Consider the following 10028-nt stretch of genomic DNA (forward strand, 5'->3'; position numbering starts at 1 on the left):
GGACTACATCGCCCAGCCGCGCTATGGCGTCTACCAGTCGCTGCACACCACGGTCGTCGGGCCCGACGGTAAGCCGCTGGAAGTGCAGATCCGCACCCAGGACATGCACCGCACCGCCGAATTCGGCATCGCCGCGCACTGGCGCTACAAAGAGACCCGCGGCAAGCATTCCAACGACTCCACCGAAGTCGACGATATGGCGTGGATGCGTCAACTGCTCGATTGGCAGCGCGAGGCCGCCGACCCGGCCGAATTCCTGGAGTCGTTGCGCTTCGACCTGAAGTCGCCGGAGATCTTCGTGTTCACCCCGAAGGGTGATGTGATCACGTTGCCGCAGAAGTCGACTCCGGTCGATTTCGCGTACGCCGTGCATACCGAGGTCGGGCACCGCTGCATCGGCGCGCGGGTCAACGGCCGGTTGGTCGCACTGGAACGTCAGCTCGAAAATGGTGAGGTCGTCGAGGTATTCACCTCGAAGGCGCAGAACGCGGGACCCAGCCGCGACTGGCAGAACTTCGTGGTCTCTCCGCGCGCCAAGGCCAAGATCCGGCAGTGGTTCGCCAAGGAACGCCGCGAGGAGGCTCTGGAAAGCGGTAAGGAGCAGATCTCCAAGGAGGTCCGCCGCGTAGGGCTGCCGCTGCAGCGGTTGATGAGCGTGGACGCGATGACCGCCGTCGCGCACGAACTGCACTACACCGACATCTCCACCCTCTACACCGCCGTCGGCGAGCACCAGGTATCCGCGCACCACGTCGTGCAGCGGTTGATGGCGCAACTCGGCGGCATCGGTGATGTCGAGAACGAGCTCGCCGAGCGTTCCACCCCGTCGACGACGCCGAGCCGTCAGCGCGTGACCGGTGATGCTGGGGTGCTGATCCCGGGCGCGTCGGGCACGGTGGCGAAGCTGGCCAAGTGCTGCACCCCGGTTCCCGGTGACGAGATCATGGGCTTCGTGACCCGCGGCGGCGCGGTCAGCGTGCATCGCACCGACTGCACCAACGCCGGTTCCCTGCGCGAACAGGCCGAGCGCATCATCGATGTGGAGTGGGCGCCGTCGCCGTCCTCGGTGTTCCTGGTCGCCATCCAGATCGAGGCACTCGACCGCACCCGACTGCTGTCGGATGTGACCAAGGTGCTCGCCGATGAGAAGGTGAATATCCTGTCCGCCTCGGTCGCCACGCACGGCGACCGGGTCGCGATCAGCAAGTTCACCTTCGAGATGGGCGATCCGAAACACCTCGGCCACTTGCTGAATGTGGTTCGCAATGTGGAGGGCGTCTACGACGTCTACCGGGTGACCTCGGCCACGTAGACCGCACCCCGTCAACCTCGCTGGACATAGCCGGCGTACCCGCATGGACAGTTGCGGTTGCCTGCCGTGTAGTTCGTTGTTCGCTGGAATGCGAAGTCCAGGTTGATGATTCGAATGCCCGCGGGGTCGCCGACGGGTTGCAGGGCGATTTCCGCCGTCGGAAACTTGTCGGGTAATCCAGGATGGCACGCCGTGAACTGTCATGCGGCACTCGGCGGTTCGCGCAAACTTTTCGTCGAAGCCGCAGCAAGAGTCGGAATCTGTTACGGTCTATTGCGTTTCATGGCGTTTAGGTTAGCTGCGGCAACACGAATTGATTGCGGATCGCTATGATGAACTACACGGCACGGATCTCGGGAATGCTGATCGCATTCGCCGTTGCTGTGGCGACCGCAGGGACCGCCGTAGCGGAACCGTCCGATTCCGCAGGCCCGCCGACGAACATCGCCATCGGTACGTGTCCGGCACTGTACGCCTTGGGAATTCAGGGCACAGGCGAATCGTCACCGGATGCCGCGCCGACCACCGACACCGGCATGCTCTCCACGGTCTTCATGCCGATGCTGGCCAAGGCCGATCCCCGTCTGGTCGACCGTGCCTATGTCCCATACGAATCCGGTTTCGGCGGCGCGACCGCCGGTGGCACGGTGTCGTATGCGGAGTCGGTGATCGGCGGACTGCTCCGGCTGCGCTCGATGGCCCAGGATGTCGCGGCCCGCTGCACCGAGACGCGGTTCGCGATCGTGGGCTATTCGCAAGGCGCGCACGTGGCCTCGATGTTCGCCCAGGAGGTCGGTCAGGGCCATGGGGTGATCCCGCCCGAGAAGGTCGCCGCGGTCGCCTTGTTCGCCGATCCGACCCGCAATCCCGGTGCGCCGCTATTTCCCGGCTCACCGGGCAAGGCGACGCCGGATCCGGCGCCAGGCACATCGGGGGACCGGATCGCAGCCATCGCGGCACTGCCGCAGGAGCCCGCGAGTGGCGGCGGAATCGGGCCGGAACGTGATAAGGCCCCCAATTTCGCCGCGCTCACCGGGCGTGTCGCGAGTTTCTGTGCCGCAGGCGATCTCGCGTGCGACGCACCGGAGGGCGCGCCGATTCTCAAGGCAGTGGCGTCTATTGCGGGCCAGTCCAAGTTGAGTGGTGGCGACCCGATCGCGTCACTGGTGTCGATTTCCCAGGCGCTGGCATACACGTCGATCAAAACCGCCACCGAAGTCGTCAATGAGGATGTCCAGGGCAACTCACTAGCGAATTTGTCGATTTCGCCGCAGAAGTCGATTTCGCAGCGCGTGGCCGATGCCGCTGATCCGCGCACACCGCTGAATATCCCTGCGGCACTGCGGGCATTGCTGAAGGTCGGCATGATCGGACTGAACGCGGTCGTGACAGTGGTCGAATCGGTCATCAGCTCGGCACATATCAGCCAACTGGCCACTGCGGGTTTGACCGATCCGGTCTCCGGAATCCTGCTATTCGGCACGAAATTGCTGGGCGCGATTCCGCAGTTGGTGCCGCCTACGACCGGTGCCCGACTGGTAACTCAGGCCTTCGACGCGGTTGTACAGAACATCACCGATAACAGCGAACTGCTCAATGTGACGACCTGGGTGCGCTATTGGGATACGGTGCAGCGCCACGGCGCTTACAGCACCGCGGCGGTCACCGCGACCGGTGATTCGCCCACCCGATTCGTCGCTGACTGGTTCGCCGCGGCAGCACACGATCTGGCCGATAAATATGGCAGCGGAGCTGTGCCTATCGGTGGCAGCAGGAAATCGACCACCGGATTCTTCGGAGAAAGTTCCGGCGCGTCGACTACGCCGAATTCGTCCGGTACGGGACAATTTCCGTTCGGGACAGGAGCCGATGGCACCTCATCCGGCGGCGCGACGTCGACTCCGCCCACCGTAGTACCCGGCACCGTAAACAACACCTACCCGTTCTCCACGAACTGATCGCAGAGAGGGTCCGATTATGCATGTGCCTCGCTCTGCGGGAATGGGGGAATGTTGAAGTCGTACAAACAGCTGTCGCGCTGGTACGGCGCGCTGGAGCCGGAGACGGGGGTTGCGGCCCCGAATCCCGACGAGCCGGGATTGCGGGATCCCGGTGACGAGGACGGTGCGCCCCGGTTTCCGCACTACATTCGCGAGGACGATGCCGACGAGGTGCGCGCACGCAACGAGGTGCCCGCCGATCTGGCCTCCGGTCGCAGCGAGTTCACCGGTGGGTGGTCGGATTGGGTGGCCGGACGCGCCCCCGGTCCCGACGACGACTACATCGGTCCGCGCGATGGCGAACTTGTACAGTTCCCGTGGCCGGAGGACGACGACCACGACCATGTTCCGCGCGAACGGTCGACGCGCGCGACGCGCGCACTGCGCCAAGAGGCGCGCGATCATCCGGCCGCGCGCCGGGCCCGGGTGATCGCGGTGCTCGTCGTGGCCGTGCTGCTGTTGGCCGCGGCCGCCGCGGGTGCGGTGTTGCTCCTGCGCTCGTCCGGTGATCGCGCCGCCGCACCGGTCGTGCCCTCGATGCAATTCACCGCGGGCAGTGTGCAATCCCGTGGCATCGCCGACTGTCCGACCGAACGCGGCGACCGCATCGTGCGCAGTGCCGAACCCGGCGGCACCGACTCCGGACCGGAAGCGATCCTGGCGTTCCAATACGCCTACTACGTGGAACGCTCCGGCGAGCGGGTCCGGGCGGTGGTCGCCCCGGATTCGAATATCTCCTCGGCCGCGGTGATCCAGCACGGCATCGACACCATTCCGCTGGGCACCACGCACTGCGTGCGGATCCAGACGATCACCGACGACCGGTATTCGGTCGAGGTCACCGAGTATCGACCCGGCGGCGCGCCCGCCACGTACAACAAGCAGACCGTCGCCACGGTGGTGGTCGGCGGCCGGACGCTCATCACGAGCGTCTCGGCCGGATGAATAGGGAGAGCTGATAGCGATGGGAGACGACTGGAGCCGCTGGCTCGACGAGGCGCCCGATGCGGGTGATCCGTCGGACCGGCATGCGCCTTCGAAGGCTCCGGTGGTGCGTCTGCGGCGTAAGGGCGGAGAAAGTGAATCCGCGGAACCGGCGCAGCGTTCGATTCTGGTGGTCGGTGGCTGTGGTGGTGCCGGAACCACTACCACGGCCTTGGGCTTGGCCGGTGAACTCGGCACGACGGGCACCTCGACGGTGGCCGTGGATGCTACGGCGGCGGGCAGCGATCTGGCGCTACGCGGGGCCGATGAGCATTTGCATCCGATCAGCCTGCAATCGTGGTTGTACGGGCGCGGCAACGATGAACCAGCGCCGTTGAAGGAGTGTCTGTCGCAGGCGAGTTCGGGTATCGGACTGCTCTGGCGCGATGCCGCGCCCCTGCGTCGGCGTGCCACATATCTCACAGTTGCGCGCGCGATCTATGACGCCGGGTACACCGCTGTCTACGACGGCGGCAACCCGATTGCCGGACGACAGCTGCGACCCTTGCTGGATGACGCGGATGTCGCTCTGGTACTTGCCATTCCGGCGCGCGCCGATGCCGCGAACCGGCTGCGGGTGACCCTGGAATGGCTCGACGACCAGTTCGGTGATTCGGCCGGGGGGCAGGGCGGCGGCATCGTCGGAGATACCACGATCGTTGTCTCACACCAGCTCCCCGGCGCGGACTCACATGTTGCCGACCATTTGCGCGAGCACCTTTCCGGCTGGGTTCGCGATATCAGGGAGATTCCCTACGATCCACATCTGGCGCGCGGTGAACTCGTTCGCCACGCATCGCTGGCTTCGGAGACGCGCCGGGCTTATGGGCGGCTGCTCGCCGGAGTGGCATCATGACGGCCGCCATGAAACTTCGTCGCCAGTCCGAAGCCGCCCAGGCCGGTGTGGTAGCCCCACCGGAGTCCCGTCGTGCGCCCATTTGGGACCGTCCCGTACCCGGCGTCGGCCGGGCGCCGCTGTGGTGGCTGCTAGGTGTGCACGGCGGTGCCGGAGCCAGTAGCCTCGCGCGTGTGCTTGCGCCCGCGGCGGATTCGGGCCGCCGCTGGCCCGGCGTCTTCGACCGCGAATCGCCCTTCGTCGTCTTGGTGGCCCGCGAGACCATTGCTGGACTCACTCGTGCGCATGATCTTCTGCGCCAACATCATTCGGGTTTCGCGGGCTCCTGTGAGGTGCTCGGACTGATCACCGTCGCGGCCCGCCCCGGGCGCATGCCCGCCGAAATCCGCCGCTACCGCGATGTGGTCGGCTCCCTGGCCGGTCAGGTCTGGCAGGTCCCGTGGTACGAGGAATGGACCCTCGTCGAACCGGAGAGTCTGCCGATCTGGACCCCGGGCGACGAGATACCGCAGAAGAAGAAAAGGATCGACCCGCTCGAGGAAGTTCCGCTCGAGATCCGGGAGCTCGGGGCCGATATCGTTGCGGTCGTGCGTGAAAACCTGGACAGCAGTGCATCTTTCGACGAGGGCCACCGTTGACCGCCACTACCAAGAAAGGCAGCCGATGAGCATGATTCTCCTTGCCGTGCATGACACGTACGGCACTGTGCTGGCTCAGGTCGGTAACCCGACACCGGAAGCGCCTCCCGGCTCGGAGAAGATCCTGCAGCTGGTCCGCTACCTCACCTGGTTCGTGTTGCTCTCCGGTATTTGCGGAATCACCTACGCGGGTGGCAAATTCGCGTGGGAGAAGTGGACCGGTGGTGGGCTCGAATCGCCGAAGATGGTGGCCGGAGCCATGATCGGCGGCGTCGTCGCGACGAGCGCGGGCACCATCATGAACGCCGTCATCGGAACCTGATGGCGGCGATGACTACCGTGCGAATGTCGGCGGCGGAACTGCTTGCCTACAAGCAGATGCCCGCCGAAGTGCTGCAACCGCTGATGCAGCTGCTGAACTGGCTGCTCTGGTTCGTACTGCTGGTGTGCCTGGCGTGGATGATCGTGTCCGCGGGCCGCCTGTGGATCGCGTTCCGGAGCGACCTGGCGATGAACGACGCCTCGCACGGTGTATTGATGAGTCTGCTCGGGGCGGCTGTGGCGAGCACGGCCTCGGGGATCGCGTTGGCGTTCCTGCCGACGTGAACGGGGATGGGGACGGCCCTGGGATGATTTCCACAGTTGTGCGGGAGCAACCCGGCGTGTGGCGGCGGGGCATCAGCAAGCCCGCCGCGGGTGCGTTCGGTGCTGCTCTGCTACTGGCGGCGGTCGGCTGCGGCGGCGGTGACGGCGATTCCGGCCCGAACCTGACGGCCGCGCCGACCCATGTGCGGTGGCAGCCGTTCCAAGGCGTGGCACTCCCGAGTGCCGACCAGGGGCCGAAGCAGGTATCCGACGGCGCCGCAACGGGTTTCGAGCATTCGCCGATCGGCGCGGCGTTGGCGGCGATCGTGCACACGGTGCGATTGTCGGTGGCCGCCGACAGTCAATGGGCCGGTATCGTGCGCCAAGAGGTGGTGCCGGACAAGGCCAGAGACGAGTGGTCGGTCAACCGGGTGCAGCTCTCGATCACCGGTCCGGCGGCGCCCGAATATGCGCCGAGAGTGCTCGGATACAAGATCACCGGCTACACCGATGCGGCTTCGGCCGTCGACGTCTATACCGAATATTCGGACAACTCGAAGGCGGTGAACCACACCACTGTCGAATGGTTCGGCAACGACTGGAGATTACGACTGCCGGATCCCGGCTCGACCGACCGGCCCATCGAGGCGGTCGATGAATTGCCCACGGACATAGTGAAATTGGAGGCGCCGACATGAGCGAGCAAAGCGAGCGAATCATGTCGCAGCGTGCTTCGCTCATGACGGAGCCGAGCGCTGTCGAGGCGGAGTCATGAGCGAGAAGGAGTCGTACACGCGCGATCGCGTCTCCTTCGGTGTCATCGCGTCCGCTGCCGTGCTGGTGCTCATCGTGGTCGTCGGCGTATTCGTGTATGTGAGCCGGGACGATTCGGGTTCGGGTGGCGACAAGGCCGCCGCCGCAGCCAATTCCGGCGGTGAGGGCTTCGCGACCCCCGAGGTGGATATTCTCGGCAGGCGCGTCGATATCCCGAACAATCCTGCCGGACAACCACTTCCGCAGGATCCGACCCGGCAGCGCAGGCCGTCGGACGCGGACTGGCTGACCGCGGCACCCGAGGGCACCACCGCACCGCACGGTTGGCAGCGGGTCTACGGCGCCTCGGTCCCGTTCTCCACCTCCGACGGCCCGACCCACATCGAAGACGGTCTGGCCGTCGGGTATTCGCACACCCCGCAGGGCGCGGTGCTCGCGGCCGCCCAGATCACCTACCGTCTCAACGCCCGCCCCGCCGACCGCGACCTCTACGTCCGCCAGGTCCGCGTCTCGGCCCAGCAGATCGCCGCCTACGACAAGGCCCTGTCCCAGGACAAACTCCCGCAGCAGCAGCCGGAGAAGGTGACCAAGTATTTCGTCGCCTCGGACGCGTTCAAGGTCGAGAACTATGCGGACGATCTGGCGATCATCCAGTTGGCCACTCGTGGTCAGGTGGTCGACGGCAAGCAGCTGTGGGCGGCGCTGCGATTGGTCATGGTGTGGGATGCGGGGGACTGGCGGCTCAAGCCCGCCACCACGAGCAACACACAGACCGAGTACGTCGAATCCCTGAACGGATGGACGAAATGGTGATTTCGGGGCCCGGATCGGGTCCGGCACAGAAGCGTTCGCCGCTGGCGCTGCTTGGTGTCGGCGCGGTGCTCGCTGTGGTCGTCGCGGTGCTGGTGACCGTGATTGCCATGCGGGACAACGCCGTCAGCGGCGACCAGGTGTCCAAGACAGGCACGAGCTCAGAGAATGTGCCGACCGCAGCGTCAGGGTTCGGGAACCCGGAAGTTGATATGTTCGGCCGCCGCGTGGATGTGCCCGATAACGACATCGGTGTTGCGCTCGAACAGAATCCGGCCTTGCAGCAGCAGCCGGGCGCACCGACTTGGCTGACCGCGGCACCGCAGCCCGCGAGCGGACAAGGCGTGTGGCAGCGGGTGTTCGGCGGACCCGTAGTGCGGTTCTCCACCTCCGACGGCCCGGCGCGCATCGACGGTAAGGCCGCTGTGGGATTCGCCCACACGCCACAGGGCGCGGCCCTGGCTGCCGAGCAGATCTACTGGCGCACCAACGCCAACCCGCGTGATCGCGATCTGCTGCTCCGGCTGGTCGAGGTCACCCCGCAATACCTGGCCGACTACGACCGGCTCGTGGCCGAGGGCAAGGTCTCGGATCGACTGCCGGACAAGTTGAGACCGTTGCTGTTCGCTTCGGATGCGTTCCGAATCGAAAGCTATACCGAAGATTCCGCGATCATCCAGTTTGCGAGAAAGGCCCGAGAAACAGCTGATGGCCAACCAACATGGGTCGGCATGCGCCTAGCAGTCACATGGCGCGACGGCGATTGGAAGCTCACGGCGGTGAGCGGACAGCAGCAAGTCCAGATCGATTCCCTGCGAAGCATCGAGGGGTGGACACAATGGTGAGGCGTGTACTCACGATATTCGCGGTCATCTTCACGGTGATGATCGCGACGCCGACGGTGGCCTACGGCCAGACGTACGGTTTCGACGATACGTGCAACGAACTGCACGACACCCTCGACAATGTGGGGCTGCCCGGCGTTTCGCTCGGTGACGCCGCGTCGGCGGTATGCAAGGCGGGCAATGCCGCCTCGCACCCGGGCAGCGCCGCGAACGCGGTCAAGGACAAGGCCTGGGATTCGACCTTCGGCAAGGTCGTCGATTCGCTGATGAACGGTCTCGGTGAGGCCATCATCCTGGCGTTGACCTTCTGGATGAAGGTCCCCAACGAGGCGGCCAGCGATTCGGGTTCGTTGTTCGTCAAGATCAACGACTACACCTATCAAGCGCAGATATTGCTGCTCATAGCCTCGGTGATATTGTCCGGCGCCAGATTGGCCGAGGCCAGACGCGGCGCCGTCATGAATGAGGCGGCCGAATCGTTCCGCATGTTCACGCGGGTGGTTTTCAGTTCCTGGATGCTCGGCGCCGTCATCGTCGCGGGCACTCAGGCCTCGGATCGCTTCTCCGAGTGGATCATCAATGATTCGACCAACGGCAATGCCAAGGATCTGGCCGAGCTGATGGTGAAAACCAGTAAGCTGCAGGCATTTTCGCCGGGCCTGGTGTTGATCATCGCGATCGTCGGACTGCTCGGTTCGCTGGCACAGATCGTGCTCGCCATCGTGCGTCAGGGGCTGCTGATCATCGCGGCGGGTGTGCTGCCATTGGCCGCGGCCGCATCCGGGATGAATATCGGCAAACAGTCGTATCAGAAGCTGATCGGCTGGATCATCGCATTCATGCTCTGGAAGCCGGTGGCTGCCATCGTCTACATGATCGCGTTCACCACCGCGGGGCATGTGGATTCGCTGACCGATACCGGCGGACTGCCCGAAGGCGAACAAGCGCAACGGATGTTGGTCGCCATCGTGCTGCTGTGCAGTGTCGCGTTCGTGCTGCCCGCGCTGATGCGGTTGGTCACGCCCGCGGTCGCGATCGTGGGCAGCGGTGGTTCCGGTCTCACCGCGACAGGCGGAACCTTGCTCGCGGTGGGCGCTTTGGGTGCGATGGGCACCAAGGCCGTCGCGACGAAGAGTGCCGCGCCGGGTTCGGCGGGTTACGTCAGCGGGACCTCCACCGGTCCGCGTCCACCGGGCGGTGCGGGCGGTCCGCGCGGCGGCGGTG

General features: G+C 65.3%; 11 protein-coding genes. All 11 read left to right on the forward strand.

What is annotated here, in order from left to right; translation table 11 throughout:
* The coding region (locus tag NP3_RS23165) for a RelA/SpoT family protein (protein ID WP_157124476.1) at positions 1-1312 on the forward strand (1312 nt) is incomplete at its 5' end.
* A 332-nt stretch (positions 1313-1644) separates the two neighbouring features.
* Entirely contained in the window at positions 1645-3270 is a 1626-nt protein-coding gene (locus NP3_RS23170) for a cutinase family protein (protein WP_245721075.1), read from the forward strand.
* Positions 3271-3321: 51 nt separating this feature from the next.
* A complete protein-coding gene (locus NP3_RS23175) occupies positions 3322-4257 on the forward strand; it encodes a DUF8176 domain-containing protein (protein WP_063043701.1) in 936 nt (311 codons plus the stop codon).
* 19 nt (positions 4258-4276) lie between these two features.
* Positions 4277-5152 carry a MinD/ParA family ATP-binding protein gene (locus NP3_RS23180; protein ID WP_063043702.1) on the forward strand — a complete coding sequence of 292 codons (876 nt, stop codon included), beginning with the start codon at positions 4277-4279 and terminating at the stop codon, positions 5150-5152.
* On the forward strand, positions 5149-5790 hold the full coding sequence (locus tag NP3_RS23185; protein WP_063043703.1) for a hypothetical protein: 642 nt from the start codon (positions 5149-5151) through the stop codon (positions 5788-5790). Before NP3_RS23180 ends, NP3_RS23185 begins: the two co-directional genes overlap by 4 nt.
* 25 nt (positions 5791-5815) lie before the next feature.
* Positions 5816-6112: a hypothetical protein gene (locus NP3_RS23190; protein WP_063043704.1), complete on the forward strand. Its 297-nt coding sequence runs from the start codon at positions 5816-5818 to the stop codon at positions 6110-6112.
* An 8-nt stretch (positions 6113-6120) separates the two neighbouring features.
* Complete coding sequence (locus NP3_RS23195) at positions 6121-6396, forward strand: hypothetical protein (RefSeq protein WP_245721076.1); 276 nt, start codon at positions 6121-6123, stop codon at positions 6394-6396.
* Between the two features lie 23 nt (positions 6397-6419).
* On the forward strand, positions 6420-7073 hold the full coding sequence (locus NP3_RS23200; RefSeq protein ID WP_245721077.1) for a DUF8175 domain-containg protein: 654 nt from the start codon (positions 6420-6422) through the stop codon (positions 7071-7073).
* Between the two features lie 73 nt (positions 7074-7146).
* On the forward strand, positions 7147-7962 hold the full coding sequence (locus NP3_RS23205; protein WP_063043705.1) for a DUF8175 domain-containg protein: 816 nt from the start codon (positions 7147-7149) through the stop codon (positions 7960-7962).
* Positions 7956-8804, forward strand: a complete 849-nt coding sequence (locus NP3_RS23210) for a DUF8175 domain-containg protein (protein WP_157124477.1) — start codon at positions 7956-7958, stop codon at positions 8802-8804. The genes NP3_RS23205 and NP3_RS23210 overlap by 7 nt, the downstream gene beginning before the upstream one ends.
* Positions 8798-10028 (forward strand): hypothetical protein (locus NP3_RS23215; RefSeq protein WP_063043707.1); only part of this gene is annotated, 1231 nt, incomplete at its 3' end. The genes NP3_RS23210 and NP3_RS23215, both read left to right, overlap by 7 nt.

The organism is Nocardia pseudovaccinii NBRC 100343, from assembly GCF_001613225.1.
Taxonomy (GTDB): Bacteria; Actinomycetota; Actinomycetes; order Mycobacteriales; family Mycobacteriaceae; genus Nocardia; species Nocardia pseudovaccinii.

Excerpts from the sequence above, each read along its gene's own strand:
- NP3_RS23180 (WP_063043702.1), top strand. The coding sequence starts at position 4,277 with ATGGGAGACGACTGGAGCCGCTGGCTCGACGAGGCGCCCGATGCGGGT.
- NP3_RS23170 (WP_245721075.1), top strand. The coding sequence starts at position 1,645 with ATGAACTACACGGCACGGATCTCGGGAATGCTGATCGCATTCGCCGTT.
- NP3_RS23190 (WP_063043704.1), top strand. The coding sequence starts at position 5,816 with ATGAGCATGATTCTCCTTGCCGTGCATGACACGTACGGCACTGTGCTG.
- NP3_RS23210 (WP_157124477.1), top strand. The coding sequence starts at position 7,956 with ATGGTGATTTCGGGGCCCGGATCGGGTCCGGCACAGAAGCGTTCGCCG.
- NP3_RS23200 (WP_245721077.1), top strand. The coding sequence starts at position 6,420 with ATGATTTCCACAGTTGTGCGGGAGCAACCCGGCGTGTGGCGGCGGGGC.
- NP3_RS23175 (WP_063043701.1), top strand. The coding sequence starts at position 3,322 with ATGTTGAAGTCGTACAAACAGCTGTCGCGCTGGTACGGCGCGCTGGAG.
- NP3_RS23205 (WP_063043705.1), top strand. The coding sequence starts at position 7,147 with ATGAGCGAGAAGGAGTCGTACACGCGCGATCGCGTCTCCTTCGGTGTC.
- NP3_RS23195 (WP_245721076.1), top strand. The coding sequence starts at position 6,121 with ATGACTACCGTGCGAATGTCGGCGGCGGAACTGCTTGCCTACAAGCAG.
- NP3_RS23185 (WP_063043703.1), top strand. The coding sequence starts at position 5,149 with ATGACGGCCGCCATGAAACTTCGTCGCCAGTCCGAAGCCGCCCAGGCC.